We start from the raw sequence: 23707 nt of genomic DNA, 5'->3' as shown, positions 1-23707 counted from the left end.
CCTAGTCTGTTTCCGTCACGCGGATGACCTTCCACTGCTCAATGCCCGTTGAAGTCGTTTCCTTGGCCTTCATCGTTAGCCGAATTTTCGTCGTCGTCACCGGATCAAAGGTGGTCACATTATACTGGTCCGGCAATACACCATAGGCAGAAGGATTGGAAACATGCGCCCAATTCGTTCCATCCCAATATTGGATGTAGAACGACTCCGGCAAATCGATGCCGTCATTATCATCAAACCAATACACTTCACTAGACGATATCGTAAAAGGCTGGTCAAAATCATATTGCACCCATTGCTCGGTTCCGTGCGAGTCCCAGTTGCCATACACCGGATGCCCTCGATCTGCGGAGCTCTCCGGTTCATACTCGTCATTTAGACCTACCAAGCTCTCCCAAGGCGAGACGTAGGAAGTTGTAATGCTTCCTTCAATCGCCACATTAGGATTTACTGGCGCTGGTGGATCAACAACTGGAGGCAATGGCTGATCTGCTGCAAGACTGGCAATCTCGGCAGCAGACAAAGCGCGATTATAAAGCTTAACTTCATCCAAAATGCCGTTCCAATAACGATCATTGCTTTGAGACTTTCCAACGTAATGGTGCTTCCCCTTTAAAATGGATTCGATCGCTCCTAGGGTCAAATTAGAGGTTCTCGCCACTTCCGTCCCATTCACATAAAGGACGGCCGTATTACCCGATGCCGTGACCGCCACATGCTGCCATTTTCCCAAGGATATGCCGCCCCCAGAGATGCTTACTTCCTCTTTGCCCCCTTTTCTCGATACTGTAAAGTCCAAGCCGCCTTGGGAATCCGTTGATAGTGCTATATGCTTCGAATCCGATGAGCCAAATTCAAAAATCCGCGAGCTCGTATTATAAACCGAATTCGTCACGCCAACTGAGCTTGGAGAATAGACACTACCTGTCACGTTCACCCATGAAGAGAACGAGAACGCTTTTGCTTTTTTCAGCATGTCACGTGGCAGTTCGACATAATTGGAAGCACCATTAAAGGCTATCCCACCCCCTCTCGCCCCATCTGTTCTGCTTGCATGCAAGGTCGAGACATCGTACCCCGCTCCCGAATAATCAAGGGCGATCGTCCCCTCTTCTTCATCAAACAAATAGCTTCCTAAAAGCTCCCCTTGGCCCACATTTAACGTAAATTTCTTTTGAACAGGGGTTCCAAGTTCATCGTAATCGCGGAGCTGTACAGTGAACGTATAGCTTCCTTCTGCTGCTTGCCCAGACACTTTTCCCGCGATTTTGCCGGTGAAGCGGTCCAAGGCCAGCCCTTGAGGCAAGGCACCATCTAGAATCGTCCAATCATAAAAAGGAACCCCGCCCTCCGCTTGCAGCTGCAGCTCATAATTTTTCCCCTGCTTCGCATTTGGAATCGGAATGTTCTTAATAGACGGACTCAGGAAAGGAGTCAGCTTATCGTTTAGCTTCCACCCCGCTTTTTCTGCAATCAGCAGGGTCAGCTTCGTCAGCATCCAGCGCTTATTGTGAAAAAGATGCGTTCGTCCGCCATTTTGACCGCTGATCCGATCCCAATAGGGCTCTTCTCCTGGAATATGATAGGTTCCGTCGAGCGGAACAGGCCCGCCTTGATAGGCAACGATATTGTCTGCTGTGCCCCCGCTTCGCTTATAAGCAGCTACCCCTTTCCAGTTGCCGGAAAATACGAGCGCATGGCCAAACTCATGCATAATGAGGCCATACACATCGGTAGATGTATTCGACATTTCCGTAAGGTACCACTCTTCGTCATCCAAAGAGGTAAATGGCGTCGCCGTATCGTAAAAATCAAGGATCGTCATTAATGAACGATGAAGCTTATCCGGAATTGTAATGCCGCTGCGCTTATGATATTTTCCATTGTCCGTCGGGGCGCCTGTAGAATAAGGTCCATTGAGCCCTCTTAGAAAAATCCACATCCCGTTGTACGGCTCATCATTGGTTACTTCAATATGGCCGTCAAAGTTATCCTCGGGAAGCATGCTTACTTCAGAGTTCGCGGGAACCGTATCAAACGACTCCATATCAAAAAAATAAAACCAATCCTTAATCGCCTGCTCGCCCGCCTCGCGAATAGCAGGATCACTAAAATAAGGCTGTATCGTATCAAATCGGTAATCGAATTTTAAAGGAAGCTCAGGCTCCTTCTCATCATCCTGATCCAATACGCGAATAGGCGTTGTTTGCGTTCGAACCATTCCATTCGCATCGGTCACCGACAGCTCAAGCGTATAATGTTCAATTTCGCCGCTGCCGCCTATCCGGTCCGGATGAATTTCCAGCAAAAACGCTTTGCGATCGTGGGCGGTATCAAATACTAGCGTTTTTTGGGCACCTGTTGCGCTCAATGTACTTGGCCGGTCCATCATCAAGCGAGAGGTGCCTGTTGCCTTAATGTCTATGGTGAGCGGGTAAGCGGCATCGGCAGGTGGAATGACGTTCAACTTTACATAGGGGTTGGCGATATAGCCTTGCCAGTCAACCAGTTCAACGCCGTAATAGTTAATAGTTCTTCCAAAAATATCTTCAATCTTCGCTTCGCCGCTCGAAAGTTCCGGCTGAACAGGTTTAGGCTTCGCGGCAGCGGGCATAGCAAACATAGAAACGAATAACACAAAACTAATGATGAATGAAATCCATTTTTTCATGTTCAGGCCTCCCTCTAATCAGCGTTTTAGCTTTCCCGAACCCACACGGCCATTTCTCCTTCACCACGATTAGCCCAAGCATAATAAGGAATAGCCCGAAAAGTGAAGGACTGCTCGCTTCGCTTGCGGGATTCATATAATCTTGGGCTGCTGTCTGACAGCTCGCTACGCAAGGCCTGGCCTTCAATTACGACAATACCGCCAAGCAAATCAGGTTTAAAATGGGCGGCAAGCCGTGCTTGCTCAGGCAGCGAAATATGCGATAAGGCCGCCCCATTATCCGCTTCCTCCAAGCAATAAACGACAGGCCCCCGCTGCAAGGCCACCTTGCCCGCGTTAGCACGAACCTCAGGATGCGCATATAGGCGCTTGATTGCCATGGGGAATTTTAGCGCGATTTGATCTCCCGTATGCCAAATACGGGTTATCGCGGCATAACCTTTGTGGAATTGGAGCGAATCTGGAGCAATCGCTTGACCATTCACCTTAATCGCTGCATCGTCGCACCAATCCGGGATGCGAACGGCGATCGTAAACGCTTCTTCACGTTCAGGAGTCACGTTAATATCAACCGTTTCTTCCCAAGGAAAATTGGCTTGCTGGGATAGGCTAACGTTTTGCCCAGCCACTTTCAGCGTAGTTTCGCTGCCGATATACTGATGGACATAAACCGTATGCTCGTTTTGGGAATAAATATAAGAGCCGAGTGAGGCGATAAGACGGGCGAGATTGGGCGGGCAGCAAGCGCAGCCGAACCATTTTTGCCGGGAGGGCTTCACATGCCTTTTATCCGGACGTTTACAGGCGGCTGGCCACACTTCCAGCGGATTGACATAGAAAAAGCTTTTGCCATCCAGCCCCATGCCGCTGATAGTTCCGTTATACAAAGCGCGCTCGATAACGTCTGCATATTTGCTGTCTGGTTCAAGATGGAGCATGCTCTGCGCCCAGAAAATAAGGCCGATAGAAGCGCATGTCTCGGTGTAAGCGGTATCGCTGGGCAAGTCATAGTCGAAGGAAAAGGCCTCCCCATCGTGATTTGACCCAATGCCTCCCGTTAAATACATCTGTTTTTGCGTAACGTTTTCCCATAACCTTTTGCAGCTTTCGAGCAGCGCTGTATCGTTTGTCGCTCCAGCCAAATCTGCCATAGCGGTATACATATATACCGCTCGAACGGCGTGTCCTGTCGCCACCAGCTGCTCCCGAACAGGCAAATGAGCTTGATTGTATTCGTAATTGTTTTTATATAACGAATAGTAGCCTTCACGGAGCAGCGATTCCCGACCCCGTTTCTCAGCCCGCTTCTCTGCTTCAAGCTTGAAATAATGGGGCTCCTGGCCGCGCTCGTCAATAAAAAACTGGCATAGCTTCAAATATCGCTCCTGCCCCGTTGCGCTATAAAGCTTCATTAGCGCAAGCTCTATTTCCTGATGCCCGGGATAACCGCGCAGCTTGCCCTGTTCTTCGCCAAACACGGAATCAATATGATCTGCCAGCTTGCAGGCGATATCCAGCAGCCTGCGTTTGCCGGTCGTTTCAAAATAAGCCACGGCTGCTTCTATCAGATGGCCCGCGCAATAGGTTTCATGATTATCGCGTTCATTCGTCCAGCGCTGGTCCTGCTTTTGAATCGTAAAATAAGTATTCAGGTAGCCGTCCGGCTGCTGTGCTTTCCCCAACAAATCTATCGTTTCATCCGCGAGCTTTTCCAGCTCCGCATTTGGATCGGCATGCAAGCTGTATGCAACAGCCTCTAACCATTTCGTTACATCGCTATCTTGAAAAATATAACCATAAAAAGCTCCTTCGGCTTCGCCAGCCGCTATGCGATAGTTTTGCAGCGCATGGCTGGGGGAAGCGCCTTCAACCCGGTCGTTGATGGCCTCCCATTGATAGGGAATGACCTCATCACGAACCATGCTTCTATAATTGGACCAAAAGGGATCATGAATTTTGACTGATTTATACGAAACTTTCCGCCACTTTTCGGTGTTTTCAGTTATTTTCAACGCAGTCACAGCCTTTCGCCCACATTTTGTATACTTGCTCTCTCGCCTTTGGAATGCCCGGATGAAATTGAATTAAAGCGGAAGCCCGGACTTGCTGAACCTTTTGCTTCGCCTCCGCTATTTTGGTATCGCTTTGGCTGCCGAGCAGCCCTGCATCTCTGCAAATGGAAGTGGCTGCAAGCTGCCCCTGCGCCATCGCTACAAGAGCACTTTCGACACCAGTAATATTGCCGGCTACATACAGCCCTGCCACTGGAGTCTGCATCTCTTCGCTATGGAGCGGAATATGGCCGCCGAGCTCTTTTATATAAACAAATGGACACCCGGCAACCGAAGCTAATTCGGCTAATGGATATAATCCGCCCGCAAGAGCGACGAAATCAACCTTTTCCTCACGCTCGCTTCCGGCAATCATTTCTCCACGACCATTTAAGTCTGCAAGCGTCACCGATTCCACACGGTCTTTGCCATTGATAGCTATGGCCGTTGTCCGCAGCTTTAACGGAATATCCCATAGCTTGATGCCGCCTCGCGGAAAATAATGGGTTACCACCCCTGCCATTTTTAGAGAATGGGCTGCTCTGCCTCCCATTCTCATTAACGGAGACGGAGCTAAATGGGCCAATCCGAGCAATTTTTCTACATTTTCTTTAGGCAAAGCGTCTTTTCCAGAAAGCGGGCTTTGCGAAGGCAGCACGATGGCTGCGATGGATACCCCGCTTACCGACAGCTCGCGAGCGATTGCCATCGCTAGCACGTTAACCCCGATAATCAGGCCGCGGCGTCCGGGTTTAACAAAATGTACATTAGTCATCACTTGTGCCGCGCCAATGGACATGACGCCAGGCAGTGTCCACCCAGGAGACGGCTGCGGGATCTCAGCACCGCCCGTTGCCAGCAATACGTTAGCTGCCGTGATGGAACCGTCTGACGTTCTAATCACCCAACGATGACCGTTTTTCCACATGCCGTGCACCGATACACCGCAGCGAATATGAACCCCTAATGCGCAGCACTGCTCGATGAGATTATGGGCGATCTGTTTCCCTACCCACCAGTGGCCCTTCTCTTCATGAAACTGGCCAAGCATGCGTCCCCCCGGCTCGGGAAATTCATCCAAAATAGTGACGACCAAGCCATGTTCAGCAGCTACAACAGCTGCCGACAAGCCAGCTGGCCCAGCACCCACAATAATGAGATCGGGCTGGCTATCCTTCGTCATAGCAGCTTCCTCCCCGTTATTTCATTTGGAAGCTGGAGCCCTTCGGATATACACATTCCTTCTTCAAGCGGGGTAAGGCAGGAACGTACTAATCCTTTTCCTTCTACGCTCAGGCGGCATTCCATGCAATGGCCAATGGCACAGTAAAGCCCGCGAGCATGCCCCGATTCCTCATGCCTGCGCAGCGTCCGAACATCGGCTGCGAGCAGAGCCGCCGCTATTGGCTCTCCCTTAAGCCCCATCATCGGCTTCCCATTAAAGGTAAAAGCAACCGGTTCACGCGGCGTCTGCCAACGACCGAGTATCGGATGGTTTTGAATCCTTTCCATTACGCTTCATCCTTTGCTAGCTGGCCGAAAGTGATGGGCCGAATAGGCGGACGGTACGATAATAATTCAGCGTCGCGGGGGCCATCCGGATTTTTCACATGAATCCATGTTTCTACAAGGGTTCGGCAAACCCGTCCCTGGCAGGCGCCCATCGTTGCCCGCGTTTTCATCTTCAATTGACGCGAAGTACAGCTTCCAGACGCATAGGCTTCTTCCAATTGCTCCATGGTCACTTCCTCGCAGCGGCAAATGACTAAGGATGGATGCTTCATCTTAACAGCCCCCCCAAGGTGAAACGGCTGCCGCCGTCCTTTAGCGGCGCGGCGCGTTTCAGTCCGAGAAATAGAAGAACAAGTATGGCAAATCATATACTTTCTTATATTTCAAGGTGAAACGGCTTCCGCCGTCCTCTGGCGGCGCGGCGCGTTTCATTCCGAGAAATATAGAGAAAGGATGTAAAAATAATATACTTTTCTATATTTTAAAAATAACGGATGGCGCATGTTTTTAATTCGGTATAGAAATCCAAGGCCGCTTGCCCTTGTTCGCGCGAATGCGAGCTGGAAAGCTTCATTCCGCCGAATGGGGACTGATATTCTACGCCGGCCGTTTCCTGATTTACGCGAACCATGCCTGCCTGCGCTTCGTCCAAAAACCGATGGGCGTAGGACAAATTTTGCGTAAATAGCGAAGCGCTCAGCCCAAAAATAGATTGATTGCATAAAGCGATGGCCTCCTCGAAATCGGATGCCTGAAGCAGCGCTGCAACTGGTCCAAAAACCTCTTCCTGAATGAGAGGATGCCCAGCGTCCAAGCCTGCTGCAACGATTGGCTGGATATAGTACCCCTCGTTTTTTTCAGCTACAGCTGGACCTTGGGCAATAATATCCGCCTGCTTCTGTGCCATATCAACATAAGACATGACCGTTTTATACTGGCTTGCGGAAGCAACGGGGCCTAAATAAGCGGCAGGATCGAGAGCAGGTGCCAGCTTAATTTGCGATACCGCCGTGCCGAGCGCTTTCGTAAACGAATCATAAATGCCCGATTCGACGATAATTCGGCTCGTTGCCGTACATTTCTGCCCTGCCGAACGGAAGGCTCCGCTGACAATGAGCGGAACCGTCTTTTCAAGATCAGCGTCTTTTAGAACAATAGCCGCATTTTTCCCGCCCATTTCGGTCTGATATTTAATATTTCGCTTGGCGCAGAGTTGGGCGATATGCGTGCCTATTGAAGTAGAGCCTGTAAAGCTTACCGCGTCCAGCGGAATTTGCTCCAGCAATACATCTCCGATTTGGCTGCCCTTGCCAATGACGAGATTGATGACGCCGGAAGGAAGCCCCGCCTCTGCAAAAACCTCAATGAGCTTCGTTGCCGTTAAGGAGGCAAACTCCGCTGGCTTCCATATAACGGTGTTGCCACAAATAAGCGCAGGCGCGATTTTCCAAATGGGGATGGCAACTGGAAAATTCCATGGGGTAATAATACCCACGACACCTAGAGGAACCTTTTTCGTATGCTGCAAAACGTTAGGCTCACTTGAAGGTATAACAACCCCATTGGCGCGGACGCCTTCCGCCGCGTAATAACGGAGCAAATTCACTCCCCGCATCACTTCGCCGCGCATTTCCGTAATCGGTTTGCCCATTTCCAAGCTTGCAAGGTTTGCCACCTCAGCAAGCTTGGATTCCAGTGCGGCAGCAAGCTTATACAAATGCTCTGCTCGAGCGGCACCTGTTAAATGAGACCATGCTTCAAACGCTTTACGCGCTGCCTGCTCCGCCTGTATGACATGCGACTGGTCAGAAAGATGGAGAACGCCAACCTCCTCTTTCATGTTCGATGGATTTATAACGATAGACTCGCCTGCAGCAGGCGTAATCCACTCGCCTCCGATCCAATTTCGACTGCTAACCATTTTGCAATCCCTCCTGTTCGGATTAGACTAGGCTACTCTACTCACACTGTTCCTTTAGTTTGCTGGCTGATTAGGTCTAACCGCGTATTCAAAGGCTTCTCTAATGAGCTCGTAATCCGCTTCTGGCAAAGCAAGGCGCGGCGGACGTGTAGGCCCGACCGGGAAACCAGCCAGCTCCATCATATATTTGATCGATTGAACGAGCTGCGGGCTGGCATCCATATGGAACAAAGGCAGCAGACGACGGTAAAGTGCGCTGGCTTCTTGAATTTTCCCTTGTCTAGCCAGATTAAACAGCTGGGCGCCCTCCCTCGGCAGCGCATTAGGCACACCGGAAATCCAGCCTGTTGCGCCAAACAGCGGACCTTCCATCGCTAAGTCATCTACCCCAATCATGACCTCCAAATCGGTTTGGGCCAAAATATCATGTACGCGGCGTATGTCGCCGGAGAACTCTTTTACCGCAACAATATTGTCGAATTTGGATAGCTTCGCAAGAAACTGCGGCGTCAAATCTACTTTATAATCATGAGGATTGTTGTACGCTACAATCGGAAGGCCAACCTCATTCAACGCTTCGTAGTGAGCGATAACTTCATGCTCAAGCGGCTTGTAATTGATAGGTGGCAGCGCCATAACCCCTGCCGCACCCGAATCTTTGGCATGCTGTACCCATGCGACCGCCTGCTTCGTAGAAGGCGCTGCGGAACCAACAATGACGGGCACCCGCCCTGCTGCAGCTTCTATAACCGTTTCCACTACCTTTGCGCGTTCCTCATTGCTCATCGTTGCGTATTCGCCAAGTGATCCTGTGGGAACAAGCCCATGTACGCCATTGGAGATAAGCCAATCGCAGTGCTCTGTCAAACGTTTATAGTCGAGTTCATAGGAAGGGGTAAAAGGGGTAACGATTGCCACATAGACACCTTCAAATTTTGCCATTTCAAAATTGCTCCTCTCGAATGTTAATCGTTTAGATTTTTCATATCCTAGTACAGAACAAATCCATCGGCCAGCGGATCGCTAGGATCAAGCACAAAATTCATAAAGCCTAGCACATAAGCACTTCCTGTAAGCTTTGGAATGACGGCTTTATACCCGAACGCACATATTTCCTCCTCCACGCTGCCATTTGCACGCGTACCGGCTATGCCTTCATAAATAACCTGCTGCCCTTGGTGAAGAGACCCCTTATGGTTTAAAACCGTCATATGGGCGCAGGCCCCCGCTCCTCCGGGAGAGCGATCAAGCTGTTCGCCAGCAAATATGGACCAGCTGCGATAGACCGGATTCACCGAATCGCTCTCATCCTTTTCGTAAAAGAACACGCCATGAATGCCTGTAATCCCTTCCAGCAGCGGATGCTTAACCTCAAGTTGTGCTTCAATGGCTTTGCGGATTAACCCTCCATATGCTTGAAGCTCGGGGATTGACCGTCTATCCCCAAGTCCGGCAGCATCGACAACCGCATAAAACTCCCCGCTGAAAGCAACATCGACAAGGATTTCAATGTCTTGGATGCTCAATGCAAGGGATTCCGCATACACAAAACTAGGAACATTGTGAAAGGAGACTGATCGTACCTCCTGTCCTTCGCAGCTCGCGAATGCATTAACCGTTCCCGCCGGGCAATCGATTGAAATACCGCCAGCTGCAATAGCCGCATCCAGTTGTCCAGTCGCAACCCATGCTGTTACTACCGCAAAGATCCCATGCCCGCTTATAGCCGCAAGTCCTTCCTGATTCAGAAACAACAAGCCGAACAGGGCCTCCTCCGATACAGGAGCTGTAACGATTGCGCCTGTCATACCGTAATGCCCTCGCGGTTCAGCCATAAGCAGTTTCCTTACGGAATCATGATGTTGCTTGAAAAATAAAGATTTAGCTTGTTGAGAGGCGCCTGCCATTTGCGGCAGCCCGCCTGTTAGGATGCGAAGAGGCTCCCCGCCGGAATGTGTATCAATCGCTGCATACCATTTGTTGATTTCCATATCCAAGCCTCCGTCAAACCATCATTAGAGTAGAATTAGAGTAAAAAAAATCCGCTCCCGAGCTCATCCTGATCGTGGAAAACAAACTGGTGAAAGCCTGTTACCCAGGCTGACCCTGATATTTGCGGGATGACGGCTGGCAAGCCGCCTACCGCTGTCTCCTGCAAAATTTTAGCCCGGAACACGGAGCCTACGATGCTTTCATGGACAAACTCCTGCTCCTTGGAAAGTTCTCCCTTGGCATGCAGCACAGCTACCTTTGCCGAGGTTCCTGTCCCGCATGGCGAACGGTCAATCCCTCCCGGAGGCACAACGACCGTATTGCGGCAATGTGCAGCAGGCGATACCGGATCGCTGTAGAATTCAATGTGGGTAAGTCCTCGAATGACCGCAATTTCGGGATGTACCACTTCGATGCTTTGGTTAATCGCATCCCGAATTTTGATCGCCAAGCGTACGATTTCCGAAGCCCGATTCGGCACCAGGGGCAAATGAAGCGGACGCGCATCCACCAAACCGTAAAAATTGCCGCCATACGCAATATCAACGGAAATTTCACCAATCCCCTCGACATGGAGCCGGACATCTTTTTTGTACAAAAAAGAAGCAATGTTGGTGAACGTCACTTCTCTCACTTTTCCCTGAGCAATGTCAAGATGGGCTTCCACGAGTCCTGCTGGCGTGTCCAGCCTGATTACATTTTTGCTCTCGGGATAAATCCCACCCTCGATCAGCGCCGTGCAAAGGCCAATCGTATCATGCCCGCACATCGGCAAATAGCCGCCCGTCTCAATAAAAACAACGCCGATGTCGGCCGTTTTATCACACGGTGGAGTTAAAATACAACCGGACATCACTTCATGGCCCCGGGGCTCGAACATCAACGCTTTACGAAAATGGTCAAAATGCTCGGACATGTATACCATCTTCTCTGTCATCGTGCTTCCGATCAGCACCGGTGCCCCGCTCGTAACCGTTCGGGTCGGGTTGCCTCCCGTATGGGTATCGATGGTGGTCACCATTTTGGTAAGCTTCATAGAACGACCTCCTGATGAACGCCGCCACGGCGGAATCGGTCATAGCGCAGCGGCTCGACCGGAATGCAGGTTGCGGCTCCGCTTAACATTTCACTGATGACTTTCCCTGTAACTGCGGCGAGGCTTATTCCGTCCCCTTCATGGCCGGCTGCTACATAAAAGCCAGGTATTTCGTCAATAGGTGAAACGATAGGCAAATGATCGGCTGTCCATGGCCTTAGGCCAGCGTACGTTCGAAGCATCGGAATATGTTCGATGACCGGAAAAAAGCGGATCGCCCTTTGCGCAATAAGGCGAATGACCTCTTGATCAACACGGGTGTCCATGCCTGCAAATTGACGGCTCGATCCGATTAAAAAGTTTTGGGATGCGGTTGGTTCGAAAACGAGGGCGATACCGTACGCTTCGAACTTGGGATCTACTTGGCGCTTCCCGCCAAACTTGCTAATTAAATAGCCGAATTCCATGACTTTGCGTTTCCCAATGTTGGCTGAGCGGGCAGCGACTAATATATGGCCTTTTCGCGGTTCAATCGGAATATCGATGCCTACCATCTGTCCAATAGGCTTAGACCATACGCCAGCCGCATTAATGACGATTTTCGCTTTAATCGTACCTGCCGCTGTCTCCACTCCCCGAATTCTCCTCTTCTCATCGAGCAAAACCGCCGTAACCGCTGTATGCGTTCGAAATCGTGCACCGTGACGGCGAGCGGTTGCAGCCAAGGAGTAGGTTAGCAGTACGGGGTTAACCGTTGAATCCGTCGCACACTCTAAACCGCCTAATAAATCCTCGGCCATATAGGGCCATTCATCTCGCAAGTCCTTCTGATCGAGCATACGAAACGGGAGCCCTGCCTGCTTTTGCCGTGAAACCCAGCGCTCAGCAGCGAGCATCTCTTCCTCCGTCTCGCAGACGAGAATGCTTCCGGGTGCCCGATACTCAAATTCCTCATCAAGCTCCCGCACCAGTTCTGCGACTAATTGCTGTGATTTCAAGGACATTTGGCTGTCGAAGCCGGGATCTTTATCAATCGCTAAAATATTGCCGTCGCATTTGGAGGAGGTTCCCCCCGCAATCTCCCCGCGCTCGACAACGAGAACGTCCATTCCTAATTTGGCCGTATAATAGGCGATGGCCATCCCAATGATGCCTCCGCCAATGATGACGACTTCCGCAGATTCTGCATGCATGGACGCAATCACTTCCTTCTAATTACAAAACTATTAATTCCTTATTTGACTTCGTCAGCACTTCAATGCCTGTGTCTGTGATCAAAATGTCATCCTCGATTCGGACGCCTCCAAAATCAGGAATATAAATGCCAGGCTCGACGGTCAAAATCATGCCGGGCGCTAAAACATCATCCGACTTCTGAGAAAATCCCATCCATTCATGAATTTCTAAGCCGAAGGCATGGCCGAGCCCATGGCCAAAATATTCGCCATACCCGTAGCCAGCAATGCAGTCCCTGCCGAGCGAGTCGCCCTCTTTACCCGTCATGCCTGGCTTTAGTCCGTTTAAGGTGGTCTCATTCGCTTCCAATACAATTTTATAAATTTCTTTATGCCGCTCTTCCGGCTTGCCAATAAACACCGTTCGGGTTAAATCAGAGCAATAACCTTCATAGCTCGCTCCAAAATCAAGGGTAACGAATTCGTTCGTTCCCAGCAGCTTCTCGCTAGCGAGCCCATGCGGCAAGGCTGAGCGTTCGCCGGAGGCTACAATCGTAGCGTAAGCCGATGAGGTGGCCCCATTTTTACGCATAAAATATTCGAGCTCAGCGGATACGTCCTTTTCAGATATACCGGGCTTCATCACGCCTAAAATATGTTCAAACGCTTTTTCCGTAATGTCGATCGCCTTGCGAATGTACCCTTGCTCCCGCTCATCTTTAATGCCGCGCAGCTTTTCAACGATATTTTGGGTCGGGACGAGTTCGAGTCCGTTAAAAGACTCCTCGTAGGCTTCATAGCCTGCCAATGTCACATGATTTTTCTCAAACCCGAGCTTTCGGACTCCGGCAGCGTCTAGTCTTTCCCGAATAAGCTTGAATGGCTTGCCTGCATACTGAATAACCTCGTATTCAATCGCCTGCTGCGTCGCTTGACGCGTATAGCGAAAATCAGTGATAAGCAGCGCTTGATCCTTCGTAATCGCCACAAATCCTGCTGTACCCGTAAATCCGGTCAAATATCTTCGATTGAATGGACTTGCAATCAATATCCCATCTAACTGCTCTCGTTCCAGCTGTTCCCTAACCCTCTTGAGCCGCTGGGCTTCCATTTGCTTCACGCTCCCTCTGCATAATTAAATGGGTGGTGAAAGAGCGGCTGCACGACATGAAAGATTGGCTTCCGATCGCTTATCCAGTCCAATCTCTTCATGCCGTTTCGCCTGTTCACCACGCTTTTAAATAGAGTCGCTTTGTACGCCTAGCTGCTTATACTGCTCGCTGTCCACTATTCTAAGGCCAAATACGCGGCGAACGCGTTTACCTTCCTTAGCTTGAAACATAACGGTGACCTTCTCAGTGCCAGCTAGTGCTGCAGAAGGTAGCGGGAAGTTCACATTATAGAACTTATCCTCCTCCGTAAAGCCTTCCTGAACCTCTGCCAGCAGCTCACCATTTAGTAATACATCAAACTCACAATTAGGCATCTCTTGAGCAGACGTATAAGTCACGACCAGCATCATTTCACTTTCGGGCTTAACCTTCAAGTCAAACGAGAACCAGCCGCCTTGACCTGCCATGCGGAATGGCCTGCGGTTTAACATGCCGACGCGAGTCGAGCTGTCGCCTTGAAAATCATGGTCGCGCTCCGGCTGCATTTCTCCCGGCTGCGCATAATCAATCGTGCATTGCTCCAGCCTCTTCATCTTTTCCATCACTTTCCTGTAATCCGCTTCCGCTATCGCCCAACCATCAGGTGTGAACAGGTCCCAATACACGGTATAGGAACGGTCAACCATTTGGTAAAATGGCGCGAGCTCCACATTGCGGGGATAACCGACCATTTTGCTTTGGAAAGCTAAGCTTTTCCCAGGCACAGCTTCAAGCCAAGTATCCAGCGGCTTCCCTTTCGCAAGCAAGACAGGCGCATAAAGAAACTCGGAAGCATGGGGATCATCATGGGACCCCAGATCACCAGCGAGCAGCACAGGGCCATAAAAAATCGCTGCACGATCGGCATTGTCCGGCATAGCCTCCAGCCTTAGAGACATCGGCAAAACTACACGAATCAAGTCCCCGTCGATCCATAAGCGGTTGATCGCGATAAAGGAGCCGGGAGACTGGTCAACCGCTACTTTTTCACCATTGATTTCAATGGAAACCCCTTGCTCTGCCCAGCCCGGATAGCGGATATTGAGGCTGAACCGCACAGGCTTCGCGCATGATAGCTTGAGCCGTATAACATCGTCCGAAGGATACTCCGTTTCCTGCAGCAGCGTAACGCCCTTTTCCGTCCATGCCAGCTCAGAATGGATAAACTGGTTCACAAACAGTTTGTCTTCCCCTTTAAAATAAATCGCGTTCCCATAGCTAGCTTGACTTTCCATGCCAGTGCCGATACAGCATGTGAAATCGTCAAACTTGTCATCAAAAATTTTATGCCCGCCCATTGCCAGCGACAAATAGTACGTCATGCCTCCAGAATGCGGATTTTGGGACGCAAGGATATGATTAAACATAGCCCGCTCATAATAATCGGCTTCCGCGGCGGATGCTTTCCACTCAAACAGATGCTTCGTCAGCTTCAGCATATTGTAGGTGTTGCACGTTTCCGTCGTTTGTGGTCCCAGCCTGTCGTTAAAGGAATCCGCATCGCCGAAATATTCGCCAAAGCTATTACCGCCATTCGCATAGGAATGATGATGGACGACGCTGTTCCAGAAAAACTCAGCCGTATCACGGCGCTTCTCATCGTTGGTCCATTCATATTCCTTCGCTAGTCCAATCAGCTTCGGAATTTGTGTATTCGCATGCTTTCCGGGCAAGCAGTCCACATGCTCAGCCAGCGGATCAAGGACAAGCTTATGCCAAAATTTCTCGGCTAACGTTAAATATTTGTATTCATTCGTATCGACATAAAGATCAGCTAAAACCTCGTTCATGCCGCCATACTCGCAAATCATCATTTCTTCCATTTGCTCCGTAGACAGCGGCGCGAGAATGCCTTCGACCCAGTCGGCAAGCTTCCTTTCGACAACCAGCGCCTTCTCATTGCCTGTTAATCTATATGCATCCCTCAGTCCCGCAAATAACTTATGCAGGGTGTACAAGGGTGCCCATGCCCCATTCAAATCAAATCCCTTCGATTGAATATTTCCGGAAGCGACTTCGTGGAAAACCTCCTTGCCGCGCGGGATGCCCGAAACATAACCATCCCCATGCTTATTTTGGCAAAGCTCAAGCTCATCCGTTATATAATCGACTCTTTCCTTGAATTCTGCCTCCGCTAGAGAGGCATACATCATCGAGCACGCAGATAAATAATGGCCTAACGTATGTCCCGACAAGCTCTCCGCTTCCCAGCCCCCATATTGTGGCGCTCGTGGCGCAAGGCCCGCGTATTCTCTAAATCTAGCCAGCAGTCTGTCTGGCTCCAGCTCCAGAAGATAGTGGCGATTCGTTTCCATCGCATGCTTAAATGGCCCATCCAACAGTGTAACCTCGCCTAATGCGAAAGCTTGCGCCGCTTGTTTAATTCTCATGCTTGCTTTCATTTTTGTTCTCACCCTTTCATTCCGGTTAACGTAATACCCTCAATAAAATAACGCTGCCCTATAAAAAACACGATGATGACAGGCATAATGACAAAGGTGGAAGCGGCCATTAGCAAATGCCACTGCGCACTGTGAAGCGACTGAAACATCTGGAGACCGAGTGCCATTGTAAATTTGCTTTCCTCATTTAAATAAACTAACGGTCCCATAAAATCATTCCAGGAATTCATAAAGGAAAACAACCCAATGACGATTAAAGCCGGCTTAGACAAAGGAATAATGATCCGGTAAAAAATAGTCCAGGGGCCAGCTCCATCGACATACGCCGCTTCATCTAAATCTTTTGGAATACTCGAATAAAATTGTCTGAGCAGAAAAATATCAAAGGCTGAGCCAAACCAGACCGGCATAATAAGCGGGAAATACGTATTAATGAGATCTACCAATCGCCAGCCAATAAAGGTTGGAATCAAGGTAACCGCACTGGGCAGCATCATGCTGGCTAACAGCAAGGAGAAAAAAATATTTCTCCCCGGCCAGCTTAGCCTTGCATAGCTATACGCGCCAAGCGAGCTGCTGATCAGCGCTCCTGCCAAGCAGCTAATCGTAATGGTCAGCGTATTTCGGAAAAATCGGAAAAAATCGATCGATGTCAGCGCCTCCACATAGTTTTGAAATTGAAACGGGGCAGGAATCCACTTGGGCGGCATTTCAAAAATTTGAATAGATGTCATCAATGAGCTGCGTATAAGCCAGAACAGCGGCAGCAGGCAAAACGCGGCTCCTATTAAAAGGAAAAAATAGACGGTTATTTGCGAGATTCGGCGACTTCTCAGCATCTGGGCTACACCTCACTTTCATAAAATACCCATGATTTTGAAGTCCGGAAAAAAATCGCCGTTACGATGAGGATGATCATAAAGAGAATCCAGGCAATCGCCGAAGCATGCCCCATTTCTCCAAATAAAAACGCCTCGCGATAAATGTAATAGTTATAGAACAAACTGGCGTTGTTCGGTCCGCCCTGTGTCATAATGAGCGCTTCTGTAAAAACCTGAAAGGCTCCAATCGACCCCATAATCAAATTAAAGAAAATGATCGGTGTCATCATCGGTATGGTGATGTGTAGAAATTTACGCATGGCGCCTGCACCGTCCACAATAGCCGCTTCGTACAACGATCTCGGTACACCCTGCAGGCCAGCCAGAAAAATGATGATCGTGCTCCCCATCCCCCAAAGGCTCATGAGAACAATAGAAGGAACGACCGTTTCCTCTGAATAAAGCCAGTTTAAGGTTGGGAGATTGAGCGCTTCCAGAAAGCTGTTGAATAGCCCCAAGTCCGGACTGAACAACCAAATCCAGATCATCGAGGAGGCTACAGCGGGCACAATAACCGGCAAATAAAAGATCGTTCGAAAAATAGACTTGCCGCGAATAAACTCCATATTAAGCAAAAAGGCGACGATAAATGAAAAGATGAGTCCAAGAGGAACTCTTAAAATCACGTATTTAAACGTAACCGCTAAAGAGTTGTAAAAATATTGATCCGTTCCATCAAAAAGCCGTGTGTAATTGTCTAACCCGATGAATTTCGGCGTATTCACAATACGATAGTCCGTGAAGCTAAGCAGCAAGCTTGATAGCATCGGCAAAATCGTGAAAGTGAGCAGGCCCAAAATGCTGGGCAAGGCAAACAGGATGCCAGCAAGCGCAATACGACGTTTGCGAGTGATAAAAATACCTCCTCTCCGGGGGAATGGCTATCAGCCTATCTTCCGTAATAACCCTGAATGAGCGGCTCAACTTTAGGCTCAACACCTTTTAACGCTTGCTCGGCTGTTTCTTTCCCTGTCCACACCAAATCAAGTGCAGGCGTTACAAGCGCATTGATTTTAGTTAGATTTTTCACCTCAAAGCCTGGCGTCCGGATGCCATTCTCAAGCGTTTGCTTCATGAAGGATTCGGTATAGCCCTCTGGATGCGCTTTGTTTCCTGACGCCCATTTACTGATCAGCTCTGGATCGGTATACCAGGATTTTTTGAGCGGCATCCACAATCCGCCTGCTATCAGCGGCAGAACCGACTCTGGATCAGCCATATATTTATAAAGCAGCCATGCTTCCTCAGGATGCTTGGTCGAGCTGAAAATAACCGTCGGCGCGCCATCCAGCAGCGTATTGCTTTCCTTTAATTTAGGTAGAACGCCTACACCTAGATTAAAGTCCTGTTCGGCGAATGCTTGCAGAGCCCAGTTTCCAGATACGGTCATGGCGACTTTTTTCGTCTGCAGCGCCATATCGGGAAGGCTTTTCGTTTGAAGCGGGGTCGGTGAAACATGGTGAACATACATCAGATCAGCAAGCTTTTGAATCGCTTCGATAGCTTCTGGCTCCGTCAATCCGAAGCCCGTACCATCTTCCGTTAGAAAGTTGCCGCCATTGGAGACAACCGCTGCCATCATGTTGTACGGATCATATTGGAAGCCATACTGTTTGATTTTATCCGGATTAAATGCCGGGTCCAGCGCATTTTTCCCTGTGTCATCCAGCGTTAGTTTTTTTGAATATTCGATAAACGTATCCCAATCCCATGCCTTACCCGCTTCTGTCGGAGGCAGCTCAACACCAGCGTCCAGCAGCATATCCTTGTTGTACATTAATCCATAGCCTTCTACTGCCGTGCTCATTCCGATCGTCTTACCAGGCGCGTAGTCGTACCAAATTTGATCTAAATAATCTTCCTTTTTAAAATCGGGATCGCTTTCAATTAGCGGGGTGAGGTTAAGCAGCTTTCCGTCCTCTGCCCAGCTGAGTGCTGCGCCGGAAGACAAATAACCGAGATCGGGTGCCACATTTCCGGCCACCATCGTCGTCAGCTTCGTCAAATAATCCGATGGCACATGCATGGGCTCAACGATGATACCCGTTTCTTGCTCAAAACGCTTAAGCGCCTCCGTGACCGTCTTCTTCTCGATGGTGTCGCCCCAAAAGGAAAATTTAAGCGTAACCTGCTCGCCTTCTTTGGGTGGTTTTATGCCGTTTTGATTTTCAGGAGACCCTTCATTGCTGGAGCAGGCTGTCAGTATGACTGTCATGGTGAAAACTGCCGACAAAGCTAATGCGTTTAAACGTTTAGCCTTCTTCATTGGCTCGCCCTCCATCGTATTTACAAATGGTTTATAGTTTTATTGTAAATAAGAGCAGCTATAAAAAGAATTCGAACATTTTTGTATTGGTGGAGGATCTTCGCATCTTCTACAAAGGCAAATGAATTTTCACCACCGTCCCCTTTTGGGGCTGAGAATAAATGGTTACACCATATGAATCTCCGTAGATGAGCTTGATTCGTTTGTCGACATTTTGGATGCCGATCGAGCTGCTCTCCGTTTCTGTCAAAGACGCGATTTGGCTTTCTGGAATGCCGATGCCATTATCTTCAACCGTGAAGCAGCGCTGCTTGTCCTCCAGCCAGCCGCGAATTTGAATAAGCCCGCCGCGATGGATATGGGCAAAACCATGCACGATCGCATTTTCAACAAAGGGCTGCAAAAAAAGCTTAGGCACGGTGTATGTATAAAGCTCGGGCGCAATGTCATAAGTTACGGTAAACTTCCCTTCAAAACGCTGATCCGTGATGAAAATATAATGCTTGAGCCAATTTAAATCATCATTGAAATCGCCAATGTCCTGACTATTTGCAGATGTGTACTGAAGCATGGCGGATAAGCTGACAATCATGCTGCTTAGCTCCTTTTGATTGTTTTCTAGAGCGGTCCAATTCATAATGTTTAAGGTGTTATACAAAAAATGAGGGTTAAGCTGTATATTCAGCGACATAATTTGCGTTTCTTTCTCCCTTAGCTTGACGATGTAGTTCTCTTCGATTAATCTATTAATTTTCACATTCATTTGATTGTACTTATGAATCAGATAGCCCATTTCGTTATAGGACTCGACGGGAATTCTAGTGTCGAATTCGCCCTCGCCTGTCTTTTTTATCGCTTTCAGCAGCTGATGGATGGGCCTAGTAATGGAGCTTGCGAATATGTAAGCGAGCAGGAGCGAAACGATAAGGAGAAATACAGCCAAGTAGATCGTATATGATTTAATTTCAGGCAAAAATGAGGCCATTAGCTTTCCGGGAGAAATCGTAATGCCCGATATCCAGCCCGTTACTTTAGAAGTATCAAAGCAAACGATTAACGGCTTTCCATCCTGCATAACGGTGATTGTGCCGCTTTTCATTGCTGCAATCTCATCGAGCCATGCGGGCTTGCCTGGGCGTGCTTCTTTAAACATGTCCGTGCCTGATATGAGCTCGCCCTCCGCACTCATAATAAAAAAAGAAGCTCCACCCGCTGGAAGTGCACCCGACAAATGAGCGCCGTACATTTCGGGATTATAGGTAACGACCAGCACCGGCATCTCAGCCTTCCCTTGCAGCTCTATCACTTCGCTATTATTGATTTGAAACAATTTGAGCAGGCGTACACCCGACAGCAGGTGGGCATATTCCGGCGGCCTCACTTGGCTCGTTTTCCGATCAAACATGCGATCAAACGAAAACGTCGGCACCCATACCATCCCCCCATTTCCTGCCCGTGCCCTTTGATATAAAGCGGTCTTATGAAAGTCCTGATAGGGAATAAAAGTAGACGTGCCGATATTTGCATAACTCGTCATTAAATGAATCGAGTAAATCTGATTTAAGTCGAGGAAATATTTGCTGATGACCTGATTCACTTTTTTCTCCATCGTAATCATGCTGTATTCATCCTTTGGATCCGCATGCAAGTATTGCTCATACAGCACCTGATCTGCGAACATGGCAAGACTGCTTTCTTCCACCCGCGAAAGCTCTTCATCAATCATTTCATTGTTTTGCTTCACGACCGAATAAAGGTTTTGCCGGGCAAAATCCGAAACAAATTCCCTGCTGGAATAAAAATATTTTGAGCTTAATATGACGAGCGGCAGCGTGACGATTAATGCATAGGTCAGCAAAAGCTTAGACCGCAAGCTAAAATGCTTTTGAAAGCGATGTAAAAAATAAGGCGTCCGCAACTAAGCTCCCCTCCTTTAGCGAGTAGCAGATAAATGACGATATTCCTCTGGACTGCTGCCATATTCCTTGCGGAACAGCCGTATGAAATATTTTACATCCTTATAGCCGACGTTCTCGGCAATTTGGTACACCTTTTGAGAGGTTTGCAATAATTGCCCCGCTGCAGCCCTCATTCTCGTTTGCATAATATATTGGTTAATGGTCGTATGGGTATGCGTTTTGAATAATAAACAAAAGTAAGAAGCATTAAAATGAAATTTCGCAGCGATCGTACTGAGGGATAATTCTTCGTCATAGTGGTTTTCAATGTAGGCTTTGCAGGCATCAATAATGGCTTCATTTCGACAGGATGATGTTCGATTATCCAAACAATCGGCCAATTCGAAAATCCATGCCTGTGCCGCTTTTTTTAATTGCTCGACGGTGTGGCATTGCAGCAGTGCTTCCTCAAATGCAGCACTATTGAAAGACAGCAGCCCTTTTTCCATTAAACAGGAGGTTAAATGATGAATAGCTGCAGCGATGGCATATACCAGCTTTTCAGGCTGGGGGAAGCCGCTTGCGGTCGCCTGATTAATCGTTGCATCCAGATAGGATCGAATGCCTAGCTTATCGCCCGATACAACGGCTTTTGTCAAAAAACGCACCTCAAGCTTTAGCAACGCCCGATGGTTGCTGTCATTCATTTGATCGACTTCGAGCAGAACGCCTCCACCTTTGTAAAATCTCGTTTGCAGGGCGAGATTAGCTTGTTTAAAAGATTCTCTGGCTTCGTGCTCCCATTTGGTAAAGGCATTTCCCAATCCGAACGTTAATTCGGCTCCATGCTGGGCCGAGAAGTGACGAATGATCATACGGAGACTTCCTCTCCATTCGGGCGTGAAGATTGGTACGTTTTCCCCGCTTATGATCAAAGTGTGCAGCACCTTATCGGACATGTAGAAAGCGAAGGAAAACCCATGCTCCTTCAAGGCTGCCTCCAACATCGCTTTTAGCTCATTCAGCATCCCTTTCCGATCGCCAGTCTCCCTTTTAGAGCTCAATATCGCAGCCAACACCATACCATGGCCAATAGCTGGAAAGGTTCTTTCAAGCCGCTGATAATCCTCTATATCCGGTAATCCCTCAAACAATTCGGCAAGAGAAGACTCCATAGAAGCAAGGCGCAAGGCATGCATTTTATTTTCCGTTTTCGCAAGCAGCTGAACGATCTTTTGTTCTTCAACTGGCTTCAGCAAATAATCGCTAGCTCCTAATTGCAGAGCGCGCTGCGCGTATTCAAAGTCCGAATAAGCGCTCATTATAATAATGCTTTCGCTCCCCCCGCGATCGATGAGATGCTCCATCAATTCGAGGCCATTCATTATGGGCATTTGAATATCCGTAAACACCAAATCAATCGGATGAACACTCATGCTTTGAAGCGCCTCCGCACCATCCATCGCATCATAAATGGTATATTCCGGCCTTAAATGTTTAAGCATCCGGGAAAGCCCTCTCCTGTGCTTCGGTTCATCATCAACAACTAAAACGTTCAACATCTTCCATCCCCTTTCATTTCAATGGCCTTTTGATAGCAATATATATGGGATGTTTCTAGCCGTTATCGTTTACACGTCCTATTCTATATACAATCTTAATAATTACAATAAAGATTCAGAATCAATACTTTCATTTTTTCAACCAATTGTGTTCATAAGCATTCCATTTTCCGTTCATACAAACAGCGGCAAGGCCGCGCACCTTATCCCATTGGACGGGACGAAGATGCGGCTGCCTTGCCGCTGCTTTACCTGATTTAATAAACGCAAACCTTGCTGCCTGCCCTTACCCTTTAACCGAGCCGAGCATAACGCCCTTGGCAAAATGCTTTTGCAGAAACGGATATACGAGCAAAATCGGAATCGTAGCAAATACGATAACCGCCATCCGAATCGTTTGCGGCTGAATCGCCGTTTCATCGAATCCGGTATCGCCGATCCGGCTTTGCGCCAAAATAACGATTTCCCGCAGCAGCACCTGCACCGGCCATTTATCGCTGTCATTAATATAAATGATGGCGCTGAAGAACTGGTTCCAATGCGATACCGCATAAAACATTCCGAAGGTCGCAATCGCAGGCATTGATAATGGAATGACGATACGGAACAGCACGCCGACGTCCGTACAGCCGTCGATTCGCGCAGAATCCTCCAGCCCATCGGGAATTTGCTGAAAAAAGTTTTTCAGCACAATCAGATTAAACGCGCTTATTGCATTCGGGATCATCAGCGACCACAGCGTATTCGTCAGCCCCATGCCGCTTACGACAAAATAAGTCGGAATGAGTCCGCCGCTAAACAGCATCGTAAACAGTACCGCCATTAAAATCGGCTGCCGTCCGCGCAGCGTCTGCTTTGCAAGCGGATAGGCCATCAGGCAGGTCAACAGCAGATTGATGGCCGTGCCGAGCGTCGTCACATAAATCGATACGAGCAGGCTGCGCATCAGCGTATCAGTGGAGAAAATATATTGATACGCCGACAGCGAGAACGACTTCGGAAAAAGGATAAAGCCCCCTTTTGCCGCCTCCTCCGGACTCGTAAAGGATACAGCCAAAATATAAATGAACGGCAGTACTGTCACCAAAGCGATAATGGTCAGCACAATGATATTGGCTCCGTCAAACAATTTGTTGCCCAGCGTATTATCAACGCGAACATAAGACTGCTCCCTGCTCATTGCCCATTC

18 protein-coding genes are annotated in these 23707 nt (G+C 48.8%); all 18 read right to left on the bottom strand.

All coding sequences use genetic code 11. From position 1 onward, the window contains the following. Window position 1: 1 nt before the first annotated feature. A complete protein-coding gene (locus tag WH37_RS34975) occupies window positions 2-2671 on the bottom strand; it encodes a LamG-like jellyroll fold domain-containing protein (RefSeq protein ID WP_082111001.1) in 2670 nt (889 codons plus the stop codon). Between the two features lie 26 nt (window positions 2672-2697). Next, window positions 2698-4683, bottom strand: coding sequence for a glycoside hydrolase family 127 protein (locus tag WH37_RS25620; RefSeq protein WP_046233484.1), 1986 nt, complete (start codon window positions 4681-4683; stop codon window positions 2698-2700). Continuing rightward, complete coding sequence (locus WH37_RS25615; protein ID WP_046233483.1) at window positions 4670-5905, bottom strand: NAD(P)/FAD-dependent oxidoreductase; 1236 nt, start codon at window positions 5903-5905, stop codon at window positions 4670-4672. Before WH37_RS25615 ends, WH37_RS25620 begins: the two co-directional genes overlap by 14 nt. Beyond that, window positions 5902-6234 carry a (2Fe-2S)-binding protein gene (locus tag WH37_RS25610; RefSeq protein ID WP_046233482.1) on the bottom strand — a complete coding sequence of 111 codons (333 nt, stop codon included), beginning with the start codon at window positions 6232-6234 and terminating at the stop codon, window positions 5902-5904. The genes WH37_RS25615 and WH37_RS25610 overlap by 4 nt, the downstream gene beginning before the upstream one ends. Then, entirely contained in the window at window positions 6234-6506 is a 273-nt protein-coding gene (locus tag WH37_RS25605; protein ID WP_046233481.1) for a (2Fe-2S)-binding protein, read from the bottom strand. The genes WH37_RS25610 and WH37_RS25605 overlap by 1 nt, the downstream gene beginning before the upstream one ends. 209 nt (window positions 6507-6715) lie before the next feature. Next, window positions 6716-8155: an aldehyde dehydrogenase family protein gene (locus WH37_RS25600; RefSeq protein ID WP_046233480.1), complete on the bottom strand. Its 1440-nt coding sequence runs from the start codon at window positions 8153-8155 to the stop codon at window positions 6716-6718. A 54-nt stretch (window positions 8156-8209) separates the two neighbouring features. Beyond that, window positions 8210-9097, bottom strand: coding sequence for a dihydrodipicolinate synthase family protein (locus WH37_RS25595; protein ID WP_046233479.1), 888 nt, complete (start codon window positions 9095-9097; stop codon window positions 8210-8212). A 47-nt stretch (window positions 9098-9144) separates the two neighbouring features. Then, window positions 9145-10146, bottom strand: coding sequence for a proline racemase family protein (locus WH37_RS25590; RefSeq protein WP_046233478.1), 1002 nt, complete (start codon window positions 10144-10146; stop codon window positions 9145-9147). 35 nt (window positions 10147-10181) lie between these two features. After that, on the bottom strand, window positions 10182-11183 hold the full coding sequence (locus WH37_RS25585) for a proline racemase family protein (RefSeq protein ID WP_046233477.1): 1002 nt from the start codon (window positions 11181-11183) through the stop codon (window positions 10182-10184). Continuing rightward, window positions 11180-12376: an NAD(P)/FAD-dependent oxidoreductase gene (locus WH37_RS25580; RefSeq protein ID WP_046233476.1), complete on the bottom strand. Its 1197-nt coding sequence runs from the start codon at window positions 12374-12376 to the stop codon at window positions 11180-11182. Before WH37_RS25580 ends, WH37_RS25585 begins: the two co-directional genes overlap by 4 nt. A gap of 22 nt (window positions 12377-12398) precedes the next feature. Next, window positions 12399-13469: a M24 family metallopeptidase gene (locus tag WH37_RS25575; protein WP_046233475.1), complete on the bottom strand. Its 1071-nt coding sequence runs from the start codon at window positions 13467-13469 to the stop codon at window positions 12399-12401. Window positions 13470-13595: 126 nt separating this feature from the next. Beyond that, window positions 13596-15911 carry a glycoside hydrolase family 127 protein gene (locus tag WH37_RS25570; protein ID WP_231594363.1) on the bottom strand — a complete coding sequence of 772 codons (2316 nt, stop codon included), beginning with the start codon at window positions 15909-15911 and terminating at the stop codon, window positions 13596-13598. Window positions 15912-15919: 8 nt separating this feature from the next. Next, window positions 15920-16750: a carbohydrate ABC transporter permease gene (locus WH37_RS25565; protein WP_046233474.1), complete on the bottom strand. Its 831-nt coding sequence runs from the start codon at window positions 16748-16750 to the stop codon at window positions 15920-15922. Window positions 16751-16755: 5 nt separating this feature from the next. After that, entirely contained in the window at window positions 16756-17559 is an 804-nt protein-coding gene (locus tag WH37_RS25560) for a carbohydrate ABC transporter permease (RefSeq protein ID WP_197091396.1), read from the bottom strand. Window positions 17560-17681: 122 nt separating this feature from the next. After that, entirely contained in the window at window positions 17682-19058 is a 1377-nt protein-coding gene (locus WH37_RS25555) for an ABC transporter substrate-binding protein (RefSeq protein ID WP_046233472.1), read from the bottom strand. A 109-nt stretch (window positions 19059-19167) separates the two neighbouring features. Beyond that, window positions 19168-20976: a sensor histidine kinase gene (locus WH37_RS25550; protein WP_052737211.1), complete on the bottom strand. Its 1809-nt coding sequence runs from the start codon at window positions 20974-20976 to the stop codon at window positions 19168-19170. Between the two features lie 15 nt (window positions 20977-20991). Next, on the bottom strand, window positions 20992-22518 hold the full coding sequence (locus WH37_RS25545; protein ID WP_074904757.1) for a response regulator: 1527 nt from the start codon (window positions 22516-22518) through the stop codon (window positions 20992-20994). Between the two features lie 286 nt (window positions 22519-22804). Beyond that, window positions 22805-23698, bottom strand: a complete 894-nt coding sequence (locus tag WH37_RS25540; RefSeq protein WP_046233470.1) for a carbohydrate ABC transporter permease — start codon at window positions 23696-23698, stop codon at window positions 22805-22807. Between the last annotated feature and the right edge of the window lie 9 nt (window positions 23699-23707).

Source organism: Paenibacillus algorifonticola, assembly GCF_000971975.1.
Taxonomy (GTDB): Bacteria; Bacillota; Bacilli; order Paenibacillales; family Paenibacillaceae; genus Pristimantibacillus; species Pristimantibacillus algorifonticola.
Note: the sequence above shows the minus strand (reverse complement) of the source record. Positions and strands in the feature narration are given on the sequence as shown.